Genomic DNA, 23697 nt, shown 5'->3' on the forward strand with positions numbered 1-23697 from the left:
ACGAGGAATTCTTCTCCTGAGCTTTATTCATTTTGATGCGATTTCAGATACGAGAATTGCATCCCCAGCCAACTAAAGATTTTAAATAACGATCAGAAAATTCAAAAAATACAGGCTGATATAGCAGGAGATGGCAACATTGAATATAATTGTATTAAATTAAACTATGCACTACACCTTATTCCAGTTTCTCCTGCTGCTCACTGCCGTAGTTATGCTGATTATGCTTGCACAAAAGTTAAAAATCGCCTATCCCCTATTCCTGGTGATTGCCGGTCTTTTAATCAGCTGCATTCCGCATATACCCGCAATCTCAATCAATCCTGAATTGATTTTCCTCATTTTTCTTCCCCCGCTGCTTTTCGAGGCGGCCTGGTATACGTCCTGGAATGACTTCTGGAAATGGCGGCGACCAATAAGTCTGCTTTCCTTCGGACTCGTGATCTTTACGTCAACAATTGTGGCCGTTCTCGCAACGGCAATGATTCCGGGGTTTACACTTCCGATGGGCTTCCTGCTCGGCGGCATTATATCCCCGCCTGATGCTATCGCCGCAACATCCGTACTCAAAAATGTAAAAATCCCCATTAGAATAACGACAATACTGGAAGGAGAAAGCCTTGTAAATGACGCTTCAAGTTTAATCGTGCTTCGCTTTGCCCTGGCAGCTGTCCTTACCGGGCAATTCTCATTCCATGAGGCGGTGGGTACCTTCATTGTTGTCACATTTATGGGTATTTTTGTGGGACTTGCTGTGGCGAATATCATGTATGCCATTCACCGATATTTGCCTACAACAGCCAGTATCGATTCTGTATTTACGCTTATATCACCTTACTTCATGTATTTGGCCGCAGAACAGTTCCATTTTTCCGGCGTAATGGCTGTTGTAAGCGGCGGACTCTTTCTATCCTACCGATCACACGAAATCTTCACAAACGGCCAGAGCAGACTGCAGGTGATTAGCGTATGGTCTACCTTAATAATTATATTGAATGGCCTTGTTTTTATTCTCATTGGCCTTGAGCTCCCTGAAATCATGAACGGAATGAGCGGCTATTCATTGCCGCAGGCAATCAAATACAGCTTAGCTGTCAGTTTGGTAATAATGGCCATACGGATGATGTGGATCTACCCCGCGACTTTCATTCCGCGCTGGCTGTTTAAAAACATCCGAAAGTCTGAACCCGCTCCCGGATGGAAAGGATCCTTTATCGTAGGCTGGGCCGGCATGCGGGGGGTTGTATCACTTGCAGCAGCTCTTTCACTTCCAATGTTCTCCAGCGGAGGGAAACCATTTCCCCATCGGGAGCTGATCATCTTTATAACTTTTATAGTAATTCTCGTAACCCTTGTATTCCAGGGCCTCACACTTCCATTTATAATAAAAAGTCTTAAAATAACAGAGATTGATCCAGTAACACCTGACGATCAGCAGCTTGCAGGTATACAGATAAGACTGGCAAAAGTGTCACTTGACTGGCTTCATGAAAAGTACCCGGAAGAATGCGAATCAAATGAATTGATAAGGGGTTACAAAAGTGAATTAGAACATATGATAGCTCACGCCTCCGAAACTTTGAGATGCATAAGCTGCGGAGCGTCCGGAAAAAAAGAAATTGATCAGTATAACAAGGTGTTAAAAGACATATACGAGCAACAGCGCAAAACACTATACCATTTAAGAAAAGAAAAGACATTTAGTGACTCCATGATCCGGAAGGAAGAAAAACAGGTCGATCTTAATGAAACGAAGATTTTGGTCTGGTAGAGTTAATTTTACCGTTCCGGCGGATTTCTCTCCTGCTTCGAAGCGTCTTTTGTTGAACTATGTTTTTTTTGAAAGAATCGGCTGGAAACTGTTGCCGGATGTTTTTGCTGATAAAACAAATAAAGCCACACCTGTTTACGGCATGGCTTTCCCAAAACAGTTATTGTGAATTAATTATTGCTATTTAACGGTATTCTTTTTTTCTGTCACTTCTTTGCGCAGATCTGTAGCCAGTGCCTTCATCTGCTGAAGAGCATTACGCAAACGTGTACCTGCTGCATTGTTGTTTTTCTCATAAAAGGCCTGGCCTTCCTTCTCCGCTGTTTCCAGCAGCGTTCTTAATTGCTGTAGTTTTTCCATATATAATTTATTGTTAGCATAAGTAATTAGGGTTCAAAGATAATGAATTCTAAATACGCTATTCGGAAACGATTTTCACAGCACTCAAAATCCCAGGTTTATTATAGAAAATCGCAGCCCTATCTTTAATCCCAACAACTTTATAAGTCATGCCGCACACCTTATAATATATCGTGTCGAAAATTCAGCTGCTATCAATCCAATTTGATACTAAACCATTCTTATTTCAAATGCAGTTCGGTTATCTGCCAAAAAGAGAATTAAACAATTAATTTAAGTATAACACGTCATGGAATCAGGAGCCCGGTTGCTGCATCTTGATTTCCATATCAGCCCCTGACAAGTAAATTGAGCATTATTCTTTCCCAAAATGATAGTTTTTTGCTAAATTCGTCATAAAAACCGCAAAATTGAATCATACAAGCTTAAATGATAGTGATTTAACTCTCCTTTTAAGGAAAGGGGATCATTTGGCTTTTGCTGCAATTTATGAGCGTTACAAATTTATCTTGCACGCACACGCATTAAACAAGCTAAGAGACCGCACTGAGGCAAATGATATTATTCAGGAGGTATTTATTTACTTGTGGGACAAACGGGAGGCGATAGAATTTAAAGGACAGCTTGCAGGCTACCTCTACACGGCTGTTCGTAACGCCGTAATAAACAGGATTGCTCACATCGGGGTCAAAAATAAATACATTGATTCAATAAAGGCCTGCAAGGATAATTTTAAGGTCGAAACGGATCACCGCATCCGTGAAAAACAGCTTATACAGTTCATTGAAGATGAAATTGCTCAGCTGCCTCAAAAAATGCGTGAAGTATTTGAGCTGAGCAGAAAACAACATCTGACACATAAAGAAATCGCTGATAAACTCGAACTATCAGAGCAGACCGTGAGCAAACAGATCAGCAATGCCTTAAAAATATTAAAAGTGAAATTAGGCCCGCTATTTAACGTTATGCTGTTCATGATATGACGGCTCGAAACTTAACAGCAGGTTTTATCAGCTTTTAATAAAAAGTTCACTCCCGCGCTCGGAGCCCGCCCCCCCGCACAGTATCCGACGGGAATTCCAATGTTCATTTTCTGAAACGACCCAATACCCGGGACTAAGCAACGAGAGTTCGCAAGACATATGGACACATGTTACTTTACATCAAAGTTTAATTTTATCGAATTACGGCGCATGATGAGCGGTGAATAATTACTATGATATCACAGGAGTAATGACAACTTAAAAATTAATTTATCTTTTTTCAATTTTCTTCTACCTGTTGCAGCAATCTAACCTGCCTTACTATTTATTAAGGTTAACTTAACCTTATGTACATATGACTGATAAAGAAATAAAAGAATTATTTGACCGCTGCCGCTCTGGCAATGCCAGCGAGGAAGACATTGCATTGCTGGAGAGCTGGTATGTAATCCGGGATGCCGATGAAAAATTCTATTTTAATGAGAGTGAAAGTGTTCATGATGTAAATCTCGTCTGGAACAACATTCAAAACAATATTCAAAACCCGCCGGTAAGAAGATTATGGCCGCGCATTGCTGCGGCCGCATCGATTTTATTAATGATCACTTCGGGCGCGTATTTTATGATCAGGAAGCCTTTATCATCACAAATCACCGGGGCAGTCGTAACCGATTTCAGGCCTGGCGGTAACAAGGCAGTACTGATACTTGACAACGGGCAGCAGATCCAGCTTAACAACGCGCCTAATGGCCGGCTAGCAACACAGGGTGCAGCCAGTGTAAGTAAAGATTCCGACGGACTGCTTGCTTACAATGCTGCGAAAACGGCTAATACTATTCCCGGGCTAAACACATTAATTACACCGCGCGGGGGGCAGTATCATGTTATATTATCGGACGGTACGCAGGTCTGGCTAAATTCAGCTTCCTCTATCAAATACCCTACAACATTTGAAGAAGCAGACAGAACAGTAGACGTTACGGGCGAAGCATATTTCGAGGTGGCACATAATGCCGAAAAGCCGTTTAAGGTTAGGAGCCGCGGCCAGCTTGTCACTGTCCTCGGTACACATTTTGACGTAAATACCTACGCTGATGAACCTGCAACAAGAACCACCCTGCTGGAAGGACGCGTAAGAATTGAAGCCGGTTTAAAAAGCATAACTATTAAGCCGGGTCAGCAGGCAGTATACGCTGATGACAAACTTATTGTTAATCAAGCCGATATAGATGACGCTATCGCCTGGAAAAATGGCATGTTCAGATTTAACGAAGAAAGTCTGGAAAGCATTATGCGCAAAATATCACGCTGGTACAATGTAAATGTTTACTATGAAAACGACGAAGTGCGCGGAACGGTTTATACCGGCATCATAACTCACTTTGATAACGTCTCAAAAGTACTTCGTATGCTGGAATTAACAAAAAAGGTAAAGTTTAAAATAACTGGCGATAAAATAATTGTAACGAAACCGTAATTACTGATAAACTATTATTAAACCTCTAAAAAAACAATATGAAGAAATAAAGACAAACCTCTGAAAGGTAACATGCAAAAGAGAGCGAAGGCGTTTGCCGCGCCCCCGCTCAGATTTTCGCCTGAATGCCTGCCCGGATGAATGATCCGGGCGAAATACCGCTTCTAACAATATTCATGTATACAAACAGACAATCAAATGTATAAAAAAATCACCCGTTTTTTTTGTATTTCTCCGGCCTATGTCCATAAATTCCTGCTGATTATGAAACTCACGACTGTTTTATTGATAGCTGCATTCTTACAAGTTAGTGCTGCCGGACTTGCTCAGAATATCACTTTTGTAAAAAAAGATGCCACTCTAAAACAGCTTTTTACTGCAATAAATAAGCAAACCGGGTATAGTATACTGGTATCTGGCGCACACGCAAGAACTGATCAGGTTATCAGCGTAAATTTTCAGAATACTGCGCTCGATAAAGTATTGGAAACAGTTTTTAAGAACCAGGAACTGGACTATACCATTGAAGACAAAATGATTGTGATCAGGGATAGAGAAAAGACACTTTTTGAAAAGATCAAAGATGTACTGGCCCCTGACTCAGCTTTCACAGTTACCGGACGCGTAATTGCCGAAGGAGGAAATCCTTTAGCAGGAGCATCAGTAAATGTTGTGACACGCCTGTCCTCAGCTGTACTGACTACCGGCGCAGATGGCAGTTTCAAATTTTCTGCTTATAAAGGCAGTACGTTAGCCATTAGTTATATCGGATATGAAACCTATCGCCTCAAAATAAGAACCGGAGCTCTTGGTGATATCGTTTTAAAGCAAAAAATCGACTCCCTGAAGGAAGTTAAAATCATTATTGGTTATGGTACAACTACGAAAGTACTGAATACAGGTAACGTGTCGGTTGTTACAGCAGCTGACATCAGTAAACAACCTGTTACTAATGTTTTGCAGGCTTTACAAGGCCTGGTACCCGGAATGGAAGTAAGGCAGGAAAACGGGTTTTCAAGCACCCCCTTTTCGATCAAAATAAGAGGTCAGAATGATTTACCTAAACTGGGGAATCAGGGAGTGAATTCTATAAGCGAACCGCTATACATTATCGATGGCGTACCGATTATTTCCGGTGCTGTCAATAACCAAAACAGGGGAATCATACAAAACGGCTTTGACAGCCCGGCAGGGGGGCAAAGCCCGCTGTTTGGTCTCAACCCCGCCGATGTGGAAAGTATTTCAATACTGAAGGATGCCGATGCAACAGCAATTTACGGCGCACGCGGTGCTAATGGTGTCATATTGATAACGACGAAAAAAGGAAAACCTGGTAAAACAGTTGTCTCTGCAGGAGTTTACAGCGGTGTCAGTCTTCAAACGAAAAAACTCAATTTGATGAATACCGCCCAATACCTGGAAATGCGTAAAAGGGCTTTTGCAAATGACCAGGAGGAACCACAGTCTTATAATGGTTACGACCTGCTGTCCTGGGATCAGAATAAATATACTGACTGGCAGAAAGAGTTTTTACAAACAGCTCATACAACTGATGCTCAGCTAAGTATGTCGGGAGGAGATAAAAACAATACTTTTCGGCTAAGCGGCGGATATAATACCCAGTCTCCCCCTTTTAAGGGCAATTACCATGAGCAGCGCGCTTCCGCTTTACTCAGTTTAACAAACAGCTCCTTTAATAACAAACTACAAACAACGGCAACAGCGAATTTCTCATCAACCACCAGCAACCTTCCCGGTATTGACCTGACATCGCTTATATTTCTTGCGCCTAACGCTCCTGACCTGTTTACACCTGACGGCCAGCTGAATTTTGCTGGCTGGGAATATGATAATAACAGCAACTACCCTTACGCTGCTGCAGCACTGAAAAGACCATATCATGCTAATACCATTAACCTTGTCAGTAATTTAAATATCCGTTACAACATATTGACGGGACTCGATTTTAACACCTCCCTTGGTTACAACCTAACGAGGCAGAACCAGTCAACCTTATCCCCCTCCGGTTCTTTCAATCCTGCTTACGGAACAAACCGTCAGGCTGACTACGGCACTAACAATAGCCGGACCTGGATCATCGAACCGAGTTTGACCTGGACCAAAACAATTAATAAACATGCTATCCAAACGCTCCTCGGAACTACTTTTCAGGATATTGTTATCGAAGGTTCGGCCATCACCGCCAAAGGATTTACTTCAGATTCATTTTTAGAAAATATTGGCGCTGCAACCGACTTTCAGACTTCGGCAAACTATCTGAATACCCGGTTTCAGTCAGTATACGCCAGGGTTACTTACAACTACGACGAAAAATATGTTATTAATCTTAACGGCAGACGAGACGGCTCTTCCCGTTTCGCAAGCAACCGCCAGTTTGGTAATTTCGGTTCTTTAGGCGCTGCGTGGATATTCAGCAGAGAAAGTTTCATAGAAAAAGCCCTTCCATTCCTTTCCTTAGGTAAAATCAGAGCGTCTTACGGTTTGGTGGGCGGTGACGGCCTGGGGGATTACCAATATTTATCCAGCTTTAAATCGAACAATAATCCGTATCAAAACACTCCTGCACTATTACTTGACCGCTTAGCCGATCATACATTCAGCTGGACAACCAATAAAAAGTTAGAAGCTGCGATTTCACTTGGTTTTTTGGAGGGAAGAATTAATACTGAACTTTCCTGGTACCGAAATCGTTCAGGCAACCAGCTGGTAAGCTACCCGCTGCCGTCGACTGCGGGGGTAAGTTCGATCATTACCAATTTACCAGCTTTGGTGGAAAATAAGGGTTTGGAATTCACTTTACAAACGCAAAATATTCGTTCCAAAGATTTTGACTGGCGTACGACCTTCAATATCTCAAGAAATGATAACAAGCTGCTTAGCTTTCCCGATCTGGAAAACTCGACTTATAAAAATGTGTTTGCTGTCGGCAGGTCGATCAACAGCATAGGCATGAGACAATACACCGGTGTAGACCCGGCAACAGGCTTTTATACATTCGCGGACGTCAACGGGGATGGTACTGTTGACATGTTCGGGAACAGCGACTTTATTTATAAAAACAATACCCCGTCTTACTTTGGTGGTTTAGGCAACAACCTAACATATAAAGGTGTCCAGCTTAGCTTTCTGTTTTCCTTTACTAAACAAAAGGGTGTGCTTCGCCTGAACAATCAGTTCCCGGGAGCTTTAAGCGGCGGGCTGGGTAATCAGCTGGTCATCTCAGAACAACTATCAGGTAAACCGCCTCTTGAAAATTTAACAACGTCATCTTTTCGTATCGACCTGAATGATTATTACGATTCAGATGCGGTGTGGGTTGACGCCTCTTATATCCGCCTGCAGAATGTATCCGTCGCTTACAATCTGCCTGAAAAAATTGTTAAAAAGGCAGGGTTCGACAGTTTTCGAATTTACCTCCAGGGGCAAAATTTACTGACCATCACGGATTACAAAGGAACTGACCCGGCGTCACCCGGATCGTTTGCTCTTCCGCCCCGTAAAATTATAACAGCAGGTATTCAATTAACATTTTAATAATTATGAATAAGATATATATAGCAACTCTTTTAATTGCTCTGTTAACGGTAAGCACGGGTTGCAAAAAATTTGTGGAAGTTGCCCCTCCAAAAACAGAGATTATTGTATCAGAGGCATTTAAAGACTCAGGAACAGCCACATCCGCAGTGCTGGGTATATATATAAATATGCTCAGCGACTTTGACTTCATCAATAGCGGCATAACCATTTACTCTGGTCTATCGGCTGATGAATTGCGTGACCTGACTAATAATCCGGAACAAACCCAGTTCCTGCAAAATAAAATACTACCGGTAAACACCTTTATTCAATCAATGTGGTCGAACACCTATAAGAATCTGATGCTGATCAATACATGCATCGAGGGTATCGAAAAAAGTAATACACTTCCCCAGTCTGTTAAACAGCAACTGCTTGGTGAATGTAAGTTTGACCGGGCATTTTACAATTTTTACCTTGTTAACCTTTGGGGGAGAGTGCCATTAGTGACCAGTTCCGACTACAAACTGAATGCAGTAATTGCCCAAAGTGATGAAGGCGTTGTGTACGATCAAATTTACAGGGATCTTAAAGATGCCCAGGCGCTCTTACTGCCTGAATATCCTACTTCAGGAAAAGTGAGACCAAATAAGTGGACTGCTACCGCCCTGCTGGCCCGGACTTACTTGTACCGGAAAGATTATGCAAATGCCGAGACAGAAGCTTCAAAGATCATAGATGCCGGTATATACGGACCTCTTCCTGAAGTCGGCAGCATTTTTTTAAAGGATAGCCAGGAAGCGATCTGGCAGCTTATGCCCAGCGATTTTATCGTGCTTGCAACACAGGAAGGATATAACTTTATTGGAGACGTAATCGCTTACGGATCCCCGCCAAACTTTGCCATTACCGAATCGCTGTCCGATAGCTTTGAGACCGGTGATATGCGTAAATCAGCCTGGATAGCATCGACAGTAGTGGATGGTACCACATACCAATACCCGTATAAATACAAAGACCACGGAACCTACTCCGTACCGCCAACGGAATATTACATTATGTTTCGATTATCCGAACAGTATATGATACGCGCGGAATCAAGAGCCCAGCTCGGCAAATTGCCTGCTGCGGTTTCAGATGTAAATACGATACGCGCCAGGGCGGGGCTAGGGTCAGTAGAAGACGTGATACCTTCATTAAACAAAGCTGATCTGCTAAATGCCATTGCCAAAGAAAACAGGCACGAGTTTTTTGCCGAATGGGGGCACCGCTGGCTGGATCTCAAACGCACCGGGCAAGCTGCAAATGTGCTTTCGGCTAACAAAACGTCATTCACACCTGCAGGTGTCCTATTCCCAATTCCCCAGTCGGAAATTACGCTTAACAAAAATCTCATTCAAAACGCTGGTTATTAATTAAGCAATTTTTGAAGTTGTGGCGGCAACGGTTACGTTGCCGGCTTATAACCTATTGCCCAAATTTCACATATGGAAAATCTAATTTTAAAGATCGAACACCTCTCCCATCGTTACAGTACGGCCTGGGCTATCAGGGACATTAATCTGCAAATCAATCAAACCGGCATAGTTGGTTTACTGGGCTCTAACGGCGCCGGCAAATCTACTACAATGAATATTATGTGCGGCGTGCTTAATCAAACTGAAGGAAATGTGTTTATAGATGGGATTGATCTGCGTAAGCAGCCTGAGGCAGCAAAAAAATTGATTGGCTTTTTGCCACAAACTCCCCCCCTTTACCTAGACCTGACTGTGGATGAATTTTTGACACATTGTGCGTGGTTACGTCTGGTTGAAAAGGATAAGATAAAAGCAGCTCTTGCTGATGCCAAAGACCGCTGCGGTATAACTCATTTCAGCAACCGTTTGATAAAAAACCTGTCGGGCGGCTACCGGCAGCGGGTTGGTATAGCGCAGGCTATCATACACCGCCCAAAACTGGTCGTCCTGGATGAGCCTACTAATGGACTGGATCCAAACCAGATTGTAGAGGTAAGGTCGCTGATCAGGGAAATCGCTCGAGAACGTGCCGTTATTTTCTCCTCCCACGTTCTTTCTGAGGTTCAGGTGCTCTGCAGCAGCATTACCATGATTGAAGGCGGAAATATAGTTTTCGCGGATACCATGGATGCCTTCAATAATTACGTTGAGCCACATAGTGTATTATTAAACCTGCATAATCCTCCTGCTGCTGACGAAATCTCTGCACTGCCCGGGGTTACCAAGGTTAATTTCTTAACGGAAAGACAGGTCAGGGTTTACTTTAACGGGGATCAGGAGATAACGGAGAGACTAATAGAAGCCAGTGTATCAGGGGGCTGGCAACTGCGGGAAATCACTATGGACAGGAGTTCAATCGATGAAATATTTGCGCAATTATCCAATAAACCTTTCATAAAAAAATAATGAGAATCATATTCAGAATAGCAAAATTAGAGCTTAATACCCTGTTTTACTCACCCATTGCATGGTTCCTGTCGATAGTTTTTCTTTTTCAATGCGCATTGTCTTACACGTCAACGCTACAGGAGCTTCTTACTAATCAGGAACTGGGCGGTATTCATTTGCAGTGGGTAGAAAATGCAACCATTTCCGTATTCGGATTACAGCGCGGTCTCTTAGGTGATGTTTTACGTAAAATTTACTTATACCTCCCCCTCCTGACCATGGGACTTATCAGCCGTGAGGTGAATAACGGCACCATTAAACTGCTCTATTCATCACCTGTTAAAATAAGTCAGATTATCTGGGGTAAATTTCTGGCTATGGCAGCTTACAACCTGGTATTGATAGCTATTCTTGGCATATTTGTCATAGCCGGGCTTTTTAATATCGAGGCTGTTGATCTGGGCTTCGTTCTGCCTGGATTGTTCGCTATTTTTCTAGTGCTTTGCGCGTATGCAGCCATTGGCTTGTTCATGTCATGCCTTACTTCCTATCAGGTTGTCGCAGCTATAAGCACGCTGGTTATCTTCGCAATACTCGCCTATATAGGTACCGTTTGGCAGGAAATCGATTTTGTGAGAGACCTGACTTATTTTCTGTCTATATCAGGTCGTGCTGAACGAATGATTTATGGCTTGATCAGCACTAACCAGATAATTTACTTCGTAATTATTGTGCTGATGTTTATTAGCTTCAGTATAATAAAACTGCAGTCCGGCAGGGAATCAAAATCCGCCTTACAGATCACCGCCAGGTATTTTACAGTCCTGGCCATAGCGCTGGCTATAGGCTACATTACATCATTGCCCGGATTTATTGCCTATTACGATGCTACAAGAGGTAATACGCAAACACTGACACCAGCGACTCAAAAGATCATTAAAGAACTGGGCGAAGAACCTTTAGAGGTCACTTCTTATATCAACCTCGTTGACTATCTATACCGGTCCGGACAGCCGGAAGAAAGGAACAAAGATCTGGATCGATGGCAGCAATACATGCGTTTTAAGCCTAATATTAAGCTTAAATATGTTTACTATTATGATGAACCGAGCGCGGAGCAGGAGCTCTTCAAACAGTATCCGGGTAAAAGTCTGAAACAGATAGCCGAACAGCAGGCTTATTCTTATAAGACGAATATCGAAAATTTCAAAACCCCTTCCGAAATCAGAAAAATTATAGATCTCTCGCAAGAAAACAACAGGTATGTTATGCAATTAAAATATAAAGGCAGAACTACTTTTTTAAGGCTGTTTGATGATACTGAAGTTTTCCCTTCAGAAACAGAAGTGGGAGCCGCAATGAAACGGCTGATGGTAAAATTACCAAAAATCGTTTTTGTGCAGGGTGAATTCGAACGAAGTAAGGACAAATTAGGTGATAAAGATTACGGGGTTGTTGTTAATCTGAGAACTTACAGAAATGCGCTGATAAACCAGGGCTTCGACACTGATACCGTATCTTTGAAAACAAACGATATTCCGGCAGATGCTGCCGCTCTGGTAATAGCTGATCCCAGAACAGCATTCTCGGACGTAGCCCTGAAAAAAATCCGGAATTTCATCAATGCCGGCGGGAACCTGCTGATAACAGGGGAACCCGGTAAGCGTGAAATTATTAATCCCGTTATTGAACCGCTTGGTGTTCAGATGACGGACGGAATGCTTATAGAAAAAAGCAAGAACAACCCGGCTTATCTGGCTGTGCCGCTGCTGACGAAAGCCGCAGCAAAATTATCAAAACAGTTATACCGGGCTTTTAAAGACAGTACAGGTATTGCGATGTCCGGCGCAGCAGCTCTGTCCTATCAGCAAAACGGTTCATTCAAAATAGAGCCCTTATTAGTGACCAATGTTAAAACTACCTGGAGTAAAAAAGGCAAGGTGGTCTTGGATTCTGCCGACATTTCTTTCTCTCCTGAGACCGGGGATGAAAAAAAGCCTTTCGCAACAGCGCTGGCGCTCAGCCGGGAAATAAACAATAAACAACAACGGATCATAATCACGGGAGATGCTGACTTTTTAAGCGGAGCTGAGTTTAAACGCTGGGGAATGGCTAACCGTGATTTTGCTGCTCCCCTATTCGGCTGGTTTACAAATGGTCAGTTCCCGATTGATACATCACGACCCGATTCAAAAGATAACAGATTAAATCTTACCTATAAACAATTTTCAGCACTTAAGCTTGTGCTGATGGGTTTACTGCCCGGCTCCCTGCTCCTCTTTGCTGCAATATTTTTAATCAGGCGTAAAAGAAAATAACATGGCATTCAATACCGATCAACAAACACTCGAGGACCTGAACATCTTTCCCGGGCCAGGGCCAGATTCTGTTTTTAACCTTTTCAACCGTACCCGCACGGCAAAAGGAGCCGAAATGCTGGAAGAAATGTTTCGTTATCCCTTGTCAGATGCTGAGGCTATTAATAATCGCAGCAGCAGGATAAAACACTTCGCTGAAAACAATACAGTATTTCCGTTCAATACTGAGCTCTTTGACATGGCGGAGCAATACCTGGCTGATACCGATGAGAGAACCCGCCTGAAGCACGAGAAACAAACCTTCGAAAAAAGACTGAATAATTTAATCAGCAGCGATGCCGGCTACCAAATTATCAGCAATGGCATAAACGCTATTCTGAACATAACCCATCAGTTAAAAACACTGCTGGCAAGCGATGACTCTGAAGCGGGCCCTTATTACCGGGACAATACAATATTATCCCTGTTGTCTTCAGAGCCGTTTGCTGCTTTGCTGAAAGAGTCCGCACATGTAAACATAACCGGCACCAAATTAATTGAATTCGATTCGCTTCTCCGCTTTCAGCACCTGGGAAGCGTAAGAGAACTGCTACAGTATATTTACGTTTTAGACGTCTTAATTTCTGTTGGAAGAGTAGCAAAAGAACACGGGTTTGTTTTGCCGCAAGCTTGTTTAACAAAGCAGGGAAACACCGGTATCACCGGCTTTTATCACCCCCTGTTAAAGAATGCTGTCCCCAACGACCTTACTTTTGAATCTGATAAGAATATATGTTTTTTGACGGGAGCCAATATGGCCGGCAAATCTACTTTTATGAAATCCATTGGTATTGCCATGTATCTGGGGCATATGGGTTTCCCGGTACCGGCAGGAAAAATGGAGTTTGCTGTAATGGATGGCATTTTCACTACTATAAATTTACCCGATAACCTTGGAATTGGCGCCAGCCATTTTTATGCAGAAGTACTCCGTTTAAAAAAAATCGCCAGGGAACTCAGCCTCCGAAAAAACATACTGGTAATTTTCGACGAGCTGTTCAGAGGCACGAATGTAAAAGACGCATATGAAGCAACTGTTGCAGTAACATCGGCATTTGCAAAAAAACATAATAGCCTGTTCGTGATATCTACACACATAACCGAGGCTGGCGAGACTCTAAGAGAACAAAATTCCTCTGTAAGTTTTAAATACCTTCCTACCCGGATGAATGCCGATAAGCCTGTTTATTCCTACACCCTTGAAAATGGAATTTCAGCAGACCGGCACGGTATGCTGATCATTGAAAACGAAGGAATACTGGACATCCTTAAAAACGGACAAAACAAAAAAAATATATCATGAGCTTTTTTGCAGATAAACAAACGCTTGAAGACCTGAATATTTTAGGTAAGTATAAGCCAAACTCAATTTTCAGTTTATTTAATAAGGTTCATACGGCAGGCGGAGAAAAATTACTTCAGCATATGTTTGAGAAACCTTTGGATAACGCAGATGAAATAAACAGCCGCGTTTCTACCTTCCGGTACTTTCAGCAGCATAAATTAAGTTTTCCTTTCAGCTCGGAAGAACTGGCCGTCGCTCAAAGCTATCTGAGCGACAGCGGTAAATCAAGCATTCTCCTCTCTGTCATTTATCTGACCGGTAAAAAAATACTGAGCACGCTCATTGAAGACACTCACTACAAAGAAATTGAAACCGGACTGCGGATTACAATAAAGGTATTGCATGTATGCAGAGAATTCCTGAAAGCCTTTAATGATGAAAGCGAATTGCAGAAAGCCTCCCAGGGACCGGTCAAAAAGCTCAAAACACGTTTATGTAACCCGGACCTGGTCAGCCTTTTGAATCAGGCTGAATCAGAAATTATTTCTCTTTTTACGTTCGCAAAGTATGATTATTTGCTGAGGCATTTATTACGGTCAGAAATGAATCAGGTAATCACGGAAATCTTTGAGCTTGATGTATTTATGGCAATTCCGCAGGTAGCGAAAGCAAATAGTTTTAATTTCCCTTTTGCTCGCCCAAACGCTGAGAATGTTCTCGATGCAGTTCAGCTGTGGCATCCTGATGTAAAGAAAGCTGTCTCCAACCCGGTGACACTCAGCCAGAATCAGAACCTCATATTCCTCACAGGGGCCAACATGGCCGGAAAATCCACATTTATGAAAGCACTGGGTATCAATACATATCTGGCTCATATGGGATTTCCTGTAGCAGCCGCAGAAATGAATTTTTCTGTTAAAAGCGGTATATATTCATCTATTAACGTATCTGACAACCTAAATAAAGGCTATAGCCATTTCTACTCAGAAGTAATCAGAGTAAAAACAGTCGCCAGTGAAGTTGCAGCAGGCAGGGATCTGGTTGTGATATTTGATGAACTATTTAAAGGTACTAATGTAAAAGACGCCTACGATGCGACCCTGGCAGTTACAACAGAGTTTGTGCGTTACACCAACTGCTTATTTATTATATCAACCCATATAATCGAAGTTGGAGAAGCCCTGCAGCTACAGGATAATAACATCCAATTTCTTTATCTGCCAACACTTATCAATGGGAAAACTCCGCGTTATACCTACCAATTACAACAAGGCATATCCGCTGACCGACATGGAATGATGATTATTGAAAATGAGGGTATCCTTCAAATGCTTGAAGACAGCAGCCCAAACCAGCCTTATAAACTTTAACCTACGATTTATGAAAAAGAAATACTTCTGCAATCTCCCTGTTTTGCTATTTTGCTTCCTGTTTACTATAGCTTTAAGTGGTCTCGCCCAGACCGTACAAAGAAGCCATCATTTACGCGAGACACCCCTGCCGTTAGACCGGGAGGTACACATTGGCAAACTCCCGAACGGTTTTACTTACTATATCCGGCACAATGAAGAGCCCAAAAACCGGGTTACACTCTATCTGGCCAGCAAAGCCGGCTCAATATTAGAATCAGATGATCAGCAGGGGCTTGCGCACTTTTTGGAACACATGAGCTTCAACGGAACAGCGCACTATCCTAAAAATGAGCTGATTAATTACCTGCAAAAGGCAGGTGTGCGATTCGGTGCAGACATTAACGCATACACCAGCTATGATGAAACCGTGTACCAGCTGCCCCTGCCTGCTGATGTTCCTGAAATTGTCGAAAACGGTTTACAAATTATGCGCGACTGGACGAACGGCGCAACATTAGAAACCATCGAAATTGATAAGGAGCGCGGTGTTATTTTAGAAGAAAAACGCTTGAAAAAAGGTGCCCAGGAAAGAATGCAGGAGCATTACTGGCCGTTGCTGCTAAACAAATCCCGGTATGCATTCCGGTCACCTATAGGCACAGATCGTGTACTCAACACCTTTAAGCCTGAGGCTATCAAAAGGTTTTATGCAGATTGGTACCGGCCGGATATGCAGGCGCTGATTATTGTCGGGGATATTGACGTGAAAAAAATGGAAAAACGCATAATAGACTTGTTTTCTACCCTTAAAAACCCTTCCCCGTCGAAACCCAGGCCAGTCTATCATATCCCGCTAACGGGAAAACAGCAGTTCATTACCGTAACCGATCCGGAGATGACCTCAACAGTAGCCCAAATTATCATTAAACAAAAGGACAGGCAACTGATTACAGAAAGCGATTACAGAAACGGAATCATCAGGCAACTATACAATTACATGCTGGCACAGCGTTTTGCAGAATTAAGCCGTCAAAATACGCCAAAATTTATTCAGGGAAATACCAGTCTTGGAGAGTTTATCGGGGATTTGAGCAGCCTTACCACGACTGTAGTGGTGAAACCCGGCGAACTTGAATGTGGCGTTAAGGCTGTCTGGGGTGAAATTCAAAAAGTTAATCGATACGGATTCAGCCATTCAGAGCTCGAACGGGCTAAAATGGATTATCTGAACAACATGGAATCAGCATTCAATGAAAAAGACAAGACCGGTTCAGATAGTTATGTAAATGAATACCTCCAGCATTTTTTAAAACGAACAGCAGCTCCGGGAATCAATGTTGAATTTACTATGGTTAAATCGCTGCTGCCCGGGATTGCCCTCGCTGATTTAGATTTGATTAGCAAGACTTACATCACTGCCGTAAACAGAGATATTCTGATTCTGGCTCCCGAAACAGAAAAAACCGGGTTACCAACAGAAAAGATATTCAGCAAATGGCTCAGCGATAGTGAAAATCAGGATTTACATGCCTATCAGGATTCCACCAGTAAAATCCCTTTGCTTGGCAATATACCCCCTGCGGGAAAGGTCATCAGTAAAATGGAAAATCCGGAGCCTAAGACAATAACCTATATGCTTAGCAATGGCGTAAAAGTCTTGTTAAAACCAACTGATTTCAGGAATAACGAAATAATTTTCAGTGCCTTCGGTCCCGGCGGCACTTCAGTTTACGCAGATCGGGATTACCAGTCGGCATTGTATTCGGCGGGGATCATTTCGTCAGCCGGTGCGGGTAATTATAATGTTAATGAGCTTACCAAATTTTTGTCAGGCAAGCAGGTGCGGGTACAGCCATATATAACAGAACGCACTCAGGGAATAGCAGGCGCAACCGTTGATAAAGATCTTGAAACCGCATTGCAACTTGTTTACGCTCAATTCACTCAGCCGAGATTGGATACCGGGTTGTTTAAAAGTTTCATAGACCGTGGAAAAGCCACTTTAAAGAACAGAGGTAGTAATCCAAACAGCGTTTTTCAGGATTCGGTAAGTGCTGTATTAGGGAACTACAACATCAGACGCACAGGCCCGGCTGTCGCTAAATTAGACCAGATAGATCCGCAGCGCACGTATAAAATCTACAAAGAGCGTTTTGCAGATGCATCAGGATTCACTTTTATTTTTGTGGGTAAAATAGATACCGTAACTCTCAAGCCTTTAATAGAAAAATACATAGGCAGCTTACCTGCGGACCATACCACCAGGCCGGCCAGGGATCTTAATATAAATATACCTGCAGGTAAAATTGAAAAGGTTATATACAAAGGATCCGAGGATAAAGCTACTGTCAGACTGGTGTTTTCAGGAGAGTTTGATTATACATTATCTAATACTTTTTACCTGGATGCCTTAAAAGAAACATTAGCGATCAGGTTGCTTGAAAGGCTCCGGGAAGATGAAGGCGGCGTTTATTCACCATCGGTACAGGCGTCTGCGTTCAAACTGCCTAAAGGCAGATTTACATTCAATATATCTTTCGGCTGCTCACCTGCAAACGTCGATAAATTGATCTCATCAACGTTAGATGAGATTAATAAGCTCAAGACTTCCGGCCCACCGCAGCTTAACGTCGACAAGTTTATTGCCGAAGAAAGACGTCAGCAGGAAACACTGGCAAAATCCAATGGCTTCTGGCTGGGGTATTTGGAAACCCAATTACAAAATATGGAACCTTTGCAGGATTATTTAAAGTACGACCAGGTACTGGAGTCTGTTAACCCGGAAATTATCCGAAATGCGGCTCGTCAATATCTGAATGGACAGAATTACATCAAATTTATACTGCTCCCTGAAAAAAGCCGCCCATAATTATTCTTACGATACCCTATTCCCCTGTTCTTTATAATCTCTTCGGAAGAAAAGATCATTTTTAGTTAATCAATAAGCGCCCGGGAAAGCGCTTATTGATATTTTAAAACGCGGTAGTAATGAAAATATCTTAGCCGAACATCCAGGGGGCCGGTCAATAAAATCATTTAGCGACCATAAACATATTCAGCTTTAACGATTCTGCAGCATGGGATGCGCAGAAAGATCCCTGCAAAAGACTGCGTTCTCTTTTGCACACCAGGCAGCAGGTATAGCATTACACCAGCTATTCCGGCGCAAATAAGAGTTGTGATCACACTGCACTATAGGCAATCTGCCAGCCCCCATGCGAGTAGTAAAAGCTTCAGCCTATCCCTAAGTCAGCAAAAAAGAGCATGACTCCTCATGCCAGGTAACAAATAGTTGAGCCCATGCCTTCATTCTGCTCTGAATCCGGGAATACCCACGCCAAGTACTCACGGCCATTAAGCCAATAATAGTTTTTCATCAAAAAGCTTTCCAGAACTCTTCCATTAACTTCGCCCTGGAACTGCCGGAATATTTATTTTTGCCGCCTCCCAGAGGAAGAGCCATTATGCCCTTATCTCCGGTCGATGTTTCAACCATAAAAAGCAAATAATCCGTCCCCCTTAGATCGCCTGAGACATGATCAACCAAACTGATCACGGCAAGGTCGTAACTAATGCAACTATTATCCTCCAAACAAAGTAAGAATCGCTTTGTGCCCAGCTTATAATTTCTGGAATATCCACTTTTCCGAAGTTGATCGATAATCTCCGACCGGCATTCTTGATGCGAATAAATGTTAAATTGGCTCATACAGTTTTCTAATAATCTCTAAAAAGGATGCCATTTCATAAAAAATTGACAGTGAGTAAGTTAATGCCGGAATAGACAAGAATACGCTCACGACATTTCGCCGATTAATGATCCTGAAAGCGATATATAACAACCTTAATCACCTCCTTTACAGCTCGTTGCGAACGCTTATCAACCTGCTTAAAGCAAAAATGTGATCTTCTATTATAAACATTGGGTTTACCGTCTCCCGCAAACAGATAATGGCGGCAGCGCGACCTTTAACGGTAAAATTCAAGTATGCGATAACAGCCTTTGGTAACGATATTTTCATTACACAAATCAGCGTCACAGCTTAAAGGATCGAACTTATGAACTACTTAAGTAAAAAATAGTACCCGCTTCCCGGGTACTATTAACTAATTAACTAAACTATTAAGAACTAATGAAGATTAATGATATGCGATTGCCGCTCAAATACCATATCTGGTATGAGAGGTACTCCCTGGATTGTAAACTTGCCGACTGCCTGTATTAAGAAATTAAAATAGCATTGCCGGCCGAGCGGCGTCCATCCCTAAAATGATCTACTTAATTAATACAGAAAACGATAAATCATCAGGAGGAAGACATTTTTCAGCATTACAGGTCATGTAAGAAATTCCTCCGCTAATTTTAAGAGGGCCTGTTCTTTTAAGCCTAATTCGCTGCTTGAATATGACCGAATTTTCAAAATAACTAACCTCCATTCCGAAAGCTTTTTCATATTTGGTTACAGGTGTGGGTTCTGTTGTCTTTCCGGATAATTCATAATTATTTCCCGCAGAAAATGTGAACACCGTCTTTACAGGGCCGCCTTCTGCTAAATGCTGGGAGTAGATATGCCAGCCATTTTCTATTGTTGCCTTTAACAGAATTACGGCTTCTGTTTTGCTGGTCCTTTTAGCAGCATACGACCATTTGACCGGCGTTAATACTTGCGCAAAAAGGAAAGAGCTCATGCAAATAAACTTTAATGTTATAAAAAAGGTTTTCATTCTATCTATGCTGATATTGGTCTTAGTATAATTGAAGGAATTCTAACCACAGCTGCTAAGCCTGGCATTAGCTTTAAATGCTCGTTACTGTATAAAACTTGCCAATAATGATCAAATTAAATGGCTGATAAGTAAATCGGGGAGTCTTGCCAAAGCAAAGCCTCACCCGATTTATTTCTTTTACCGGGGCTACTTGCCGTTACTTAAAGCTTTAGCTGCCTCTATCGTAAATTTCCCATCCAGTAGTAACTGAATTACACTCTCATTTAACAGGGCCGGATGTGTTTGCCAGAGTATTATATTGTTTTGAATAACAAATGTTTGCGGAATTGCTGAAACACCGGCTGGCTTAACCCACTTTTGGTCAAAATCACTGCCTTCAGGCCCGCTGTAACCTATATTAAGGTATTCCATATTAACATTGCCCTTGATAAACTTTTCCACTTTGGCTTTATCGTGTTCCATAACGTCCTGAGCAATGAATACTATATTCTTGTTGCTGAACTTCTGACTTAGCGCATTTAAATGAGGCATTGCCTGTATGCATGGAACACACCAGGTTGCCCACAGATCAATGATATAGATTTTGTCTTTATCAAACTTTGTAAGCGGAATTCCCTTAAGCCATTCCACCTTCGGATATTCTGTTACTTTGGTACCCAAATCAAGGTATTCAATCTGTCCCTGCTGTGCCTTAACCACCACCGAAAAAACAATAAGGCAAAAGGTTATAATGAGTTTTAAGTTTTTCATTTTAGTTCTCTATTTAAGTTGTTTCTCTATGTCAAGTGCTAATTCAGTGTCTAATAGTTTCAGTTTATTGCTGATGATCTTTCCATCAGGGCCGATAAGCATCGCCACAGGCAACATTCTTGATTCTGTCAAAGCATATGACTTGGCAACTACACCAGAATTTCCCTCTGACGGCAACCCGCCGATATCTTGTAAATTCACGCAGTTCTGGAATCCTCCCGACCTGATAACACTTTTCCATTTATATAGATCATCATTCTCTCTAACGTTGTAAAATACGCTGACCAAAACGAAATTTTTGTCGCGCAAACGCCTGGAAATTCTTCCGATATTAAAATCAAAATCACTGAATCCCATAAAGTTCGGAAACCAAAAGAGCAGCATGACATTCTTGCCTCTAAAAGAGCTTAAACTCACTTTCTTTCCTGAAGAATCTGAAAGCGTAAAGTCGGGCGCTAATTTCCCGGGGGCTAGACGCTTATCCGCATCTATTTTGCCAGCGATGATCCGTCCTTCAGCAGAATTTTTAACCCTGTCTGAAAAGCGGTTAAACGCAGGCTCTGATTTTGAAGTTACTGAGGACGCCCGGTTATATTTGCTCCATAGAAAAAAAGCAAAATAATTTTCAGGATGAGTATTTATGTAAACCGAGTCATAGGCCTTGATTTTATCATTAACATCCTTTGATTGCTTTAGCGCATTCAAATATTCAGGATTTTCTTTCTGATTCCTGTAGTCAAAAATTTTCTGGCTGGATGCATAATGTGCATCCAGCAGCGGCTTTAATTCATTTTTGTAATTGTTCATCGCCTGCTGTGTCGGTCCGCCGCCATCAATAGTGGCTTTAGCTATAACAGAATCTCCTTTCAAAGAAAAAGATCCGGGCTCGACAAAAATGTCTCTGGCATCATTTATTTGCAATGCCATCGGGTTCGACGGGTCACGTTTGGGATTTAAGACAATAAAGCCATAGCTGGGATCAGTGATACTTCCGGTAATTTTAAAAGCACCGTTAACAACATCAGCAGAATCTGTTATACGCTTTCCGTTTTTATCATACATCATGAATACCATTCCCTGCTGATTTTTACTCAGCTGGCCATTAATTGTAAATGACTGTTGTGCTTTGGCAGTACTGGTGCTTAAAACGGCTGGTATTAACAATAGTGCCGCAAAAAATAATTTATTAAATTTCATATCAGTTTTATTTGGATTATGGATTGTTTTTAAATTGAGGGTTATCATTCATAATAGAATAAGGCAGTCTTAAGGTGAGACGATCAGGTCGCAGGCTGAAGACTTTTATATTAGTATAAGTATCGTCCAGGTATAGCGTATGACTATAATTTGTCGTTCCGAAAAGCGAATCAACAGATAATCTTCTCATATCCAGCCACCGGTATCCTTCTACTGCAAATTCACGCGTCCTTTCGTCAAAAATATATTGGATTAGTTTCTTCCGATCAGCATATACGGCAGCGGGAACTGCCGCATCAGTTGAAGGCATACGGTTATTACGCAGGGTTTCGATATCTGTCCTGGCATCGGCCAGATTATTTAAGCGGGCATTGGCTTCAGCCCTGAGTAAATAAAGTTCTGGCAGCTGCATACCGAATTTTACAAATTGCTCACTATATTTCGAAAGCCTGCCCGATGGATTTGGAACTTGATAAGCGAACTGCGCAGCATAAAATTTCAGCCTCAGATCAGATGCTAAAAAAAGAGCACGCGCATTTTCAGACAATATGATAAAGTCATTTCCCAGGGTATTGCCATTATTAGGGCCGTTGTAAAATGATCGCGCAACCAATGATTCCGTGTTGTCATTATAGTTAAGACCGGGAGAATTTGTCGGGCCATCAGGGGTGATAGGATCGAACTTACCGCCGGCGGCAAACTCATCGTTGTAATTATAAAGCCTGGCGGGGGTATTTTGGCGGGCAAGGTCATTAAAAGCGGCATTAAACATATCAAGCGCTTCCTTATTCCTTCCGCTAAACAAATATATTTTCCCCAATACCCCCTCTGCGCCTGCCCTGTTCCATCTTGTAGCACCGATCATATTTTCCAGGGGAAGGTCTCCTATCGCTGCTGTAAGGTCCTCAATCATAAAGTCGTAAACTTCCTTTACACTGTTTCGCGTGTAATTTCCTGCGTTCACGTCCGCCGTTTTAATGATAGGGAATGACGGATCCTCAGCAGCGGTAGTTGTATACGGTTTGCCGTAATAATTGACGTAAGTAAAGTACATCCACGCTCTCTGAGCACGGGCCTCAGCTATTAAAGCCCTCTTTTCCTGTTCACTGCCTCCTGTAGATTCGGCGACTTCCCGAATTACCTTATTTACCGTGTACAGGTTTTGCAAAGACAAGGTAACTTCACTTATAAAGTCGCCGGGTACGTATAAATCATTATCCCAGCGAAAAGCATTCTGAGCTGACGGGACAGCAGCCGAAAAATAGGAGTCTTCTGCCGCAACGTCATCCCCCATTAATGCAAGTGCCTGCCAGCCTCCCCCGCCCTGATAAACATATTGCATACTGCTGTTCAGCAGTAAGTCATAGTCCTTTGTTGTAACTGCTACCTGCCGGCCCTTGGGAATCACATCAAGAAAATTCTTCTTGCATCCTGCCATCCATAACATCAGGATCAAGCAGAACGACATTGATTGTATATATCTTTTCATGTTCAA

General features: G+C 42.3%; 17 protein-coding genes. 11 read left to right on the plus strand and 6 right to left on the minus strand.

Annotated features, from left to right (window positions below):
- Positions 1 to 166: 166 nt before the first annotated feature.
- Positions 167 to 1771, plus strand: a complete 1605-nt coding sequence (locus tag E2R66_RS11335; protein WP_133230578.1) for a Na+/H+ antiporter — start codon at positions 167 to 169, stop codon at positions 1769 to 1771.
- On the plus strand, positions 1746 to 1940 hold the full coding sequence (locus E2R66_RS11340) for a hypothetical protein (RefSeq protein ID WP_133230576.1): 195 nt from the start codon (positions 1746 to 1748) through the stop codon (positions 1938 to 1940). Before E2R66_RS11335 ends, E2R66_RS11340 begins: the two co-directional genes overlap by 26 nt.
- Before the next feature lie 11 nt (positions 1941 to 1951).
- Here the strand turns inward: E2R66_RS11340 and E2R66_RS11345 are convergent, their stop codons facing one another.
- The gene (locus tag E2R66_RS11345) at positions 1952 to 2131 is read right to left on the minus strand and encodes a histone H1 (RefSeq protein WP_133230574.1); all 180 of its coding nucleotides are present in this window, start codon (positions 2129 to 2131) and stop codon (positions 1952 to 1954) included.
- Between the two features lie 410 nt (positions 2132 to 2541).
- Here E2R66_RS11345 and E2R66_RS11350 point away from each other — a divergent pair, with 410 nt between their 5' ends.
- The 9 genes from E2R66_RS11350 (at position 2542) to E2R66_RS11390 (ending at position 18396) form a co-directional block, all read left to right on the plus strand.
- Positions 2542 to 3114 carry an RNA polymerase sigma factor gene (locus tag E2R66_RS11350; protein ID WP_133230572.1) on the plus strand — a complete coding sequence of 191 codons (573 nt, stop codon included), beginning with the start codon at positions 2542 to 2544 and terminating at the stop codon, positions 3112 to 3114.
- Between the two features lie 355 nt (positions 3115 to 3469).
- Positions 3470 to 4591 (plus strand): FecR family protein, encoded by a 1122-nt coding sequence (locus E2R66_RS11355; RefSeq protein WP_133230570.1) that lies wholly within the window; start codon positions 3470 to 3472, stop codon positions 4589 to 4591.
- Positions 4592 to 4789: 198 nt separating this feature from the next.
- Positions 4790 to 8146 (plus strand): SusC/RagA family TonB-linked outer membrane protein, encoded by a 3357-nt coding sequence (locus E2R66_RS11360; protein WP_133230568.1) that lies wholly within the window; start codon positions 4790 to 4792, stop codon positions 8144 to 8146.
- 5 nt (positions 8147 to 8151) lie between these two features.
- Positions 8152 to 9543: a RagB/SusD family nutrient uptake outer membrane protein gene (locus tag E2R66_RS11365; RefSeq protein ID WP_133230566.1), complete on the plus strand. Its 1392-nt coding sequence runs from the start codon at positions 8152 to 8154 to the stop codon at positions 9541 to 9543.
- A gap of 72 nt (positions 9544 to 9615) precedes the next feature.
- The gene (locus tag E2R66_RS11370) at positions 9616 to 10551 is read left to right on the plus strand and encodes an ABC transporter ATP-binding protein (RefSeq protein WP_133230564.1); all 936 of its coding nucleotides are present in this window, start codon (positions 9616 to 9618) and stop codon (positions 10549 to 10551) included.
- On the plus strand, positions 10551 to 12851 hold the full coding sequence (locus E2R66_RS11375; RefSeq protein WP_133230562.1) for a Gldg family protein: 2301 nt from the start codon (positions 10551 to 10553) through the stop codon (positions 12849 to 12851). The genes E2R66_RS11370 and E2R66_RS11375 overlap by 1 nt, the downstream gene beginning before the upstream one ends.
- A gap of 1 nt (position 12852) precedes the next feature.
- On the plus strand, positions 12853 to 14193 hold the full coding sequence (locus tag E2R66_RS11380) for a MutS-related protein (RefSeq protein ID WP_133230560.1): 1341 nt from the start codon (positions 12853 to 12855) through the stop codon (positions 14191 to 14193).
- Positions 14190 to 15545 carry a MutS-related protein gene (locus E2R66_RS11385; protein ID WP_133230558.1) on the plus strand — a complete coding sequence of 452 codons (1356 nt, stop codon included), beginning with the start codon at positions 14190 to 14192 and terminating at the stop codon, positions 15543 to 15545. Before E2R66_RS11380 ends, E2R66_RS11385 begins: the two co-directional genes overlap by 4 nt.
- A gap of 10 nt (positions 15546 to 15555) precedes the next feature.
- The gene (locus tag E2R66_RS11390) at positions 15556 to 18396 is read left to right on the plus strand and encodes a M16 family metallopeptidase (protein ID WP_133230556.1); all 2841 of its coding nucleotides are present in this window, start codon (positions 15556 to 15558) and stop codon (positions 18394 to 18396) included.
- Positions 18397 to 18903: 507 nt separating this feature from the next.
- On the opposite strand, the gene E2R66_RS11395 is transcribed toward E2R66_RS11390, so the two are convergent.
- The 5 genes from E2R66_RS11395 to E2R66_RS11415 all read right to left on the minus strand — a co-directional run bounded on the left by E2R66_RS11395 (position 18904) and on the right by E2R66_RS11415 (position 23691).
- Positions 18904 to 19236, minus strand: a complete 333-nt coding sequence (locus E2R66_RS11395; protein WP_133230554.1) for a hypothetical protein — start codon at positions 19234 to 19236, stop codon at positions 18904 to 18906.
- Positions 19237 to 19802: 566 nt separating this feature from the next.
- Positions 19803 to 20252: a protein-disulfide reductase DsbD domain-containing protein gene (locus tag E2R66_RS11400; RefSeq protein ID WP_133230552.1), complete on the minus strand. Its 450-nt coding sequence runs from the start codon at positions 20250 to 20252 to the stop codon at positions 19803 to 19805.
- Positions 20253 to 20441: 189 nt separating this feature from the next.
- Entirely contained in the window at positions 20442 to 21005 is a 564-nt protein-coding gene (locus E2R66_RS11405; RefSeq protein ID WP_133230550.1) for a TlpA disulfide reductase family protein, read from the minus strand.
- Positions 21006 to 21014: 9 nt separating this feature from the next.
- Entirely contained in the window at positions 21015 to 22202 is a 1188-nt protein-coding gene (locus E2R66_RS11410) for a DUF4369 domain-containing protein (protein ID WP_158288386.1), read from the minus strand.
- 16 nt (positions 22203 to 22218) lie between these two features.
- The gene (locus E2R66_RS11415; protein ID WP_204985905.1) at positions 22219 to 23691 is read right to left on the minus strand and encodes a RagB/SusD family nutrient uptake outer membrane protein; all 1473 of its coding nucleotides are present in this window, start codon (positions 23689 to 23691) and stop codon (positions 22219 to 22221) included.
- Between the last annotated feature and the right edge of the window lie 6 nt (positions 23692 to 23697).

Origin of the sequence: Mucilaginibacter psychrotolerans (assembly GCF_004519315.1) — a bacterium.
GTDB classification, from domain to species: Bacteria; Bacteroidota; Bacteroidia; order Sphingobacteriales; family Sphingobacteriaceae; genus Mucilaginibacter; species Mucilaginibacter psychrotolerans.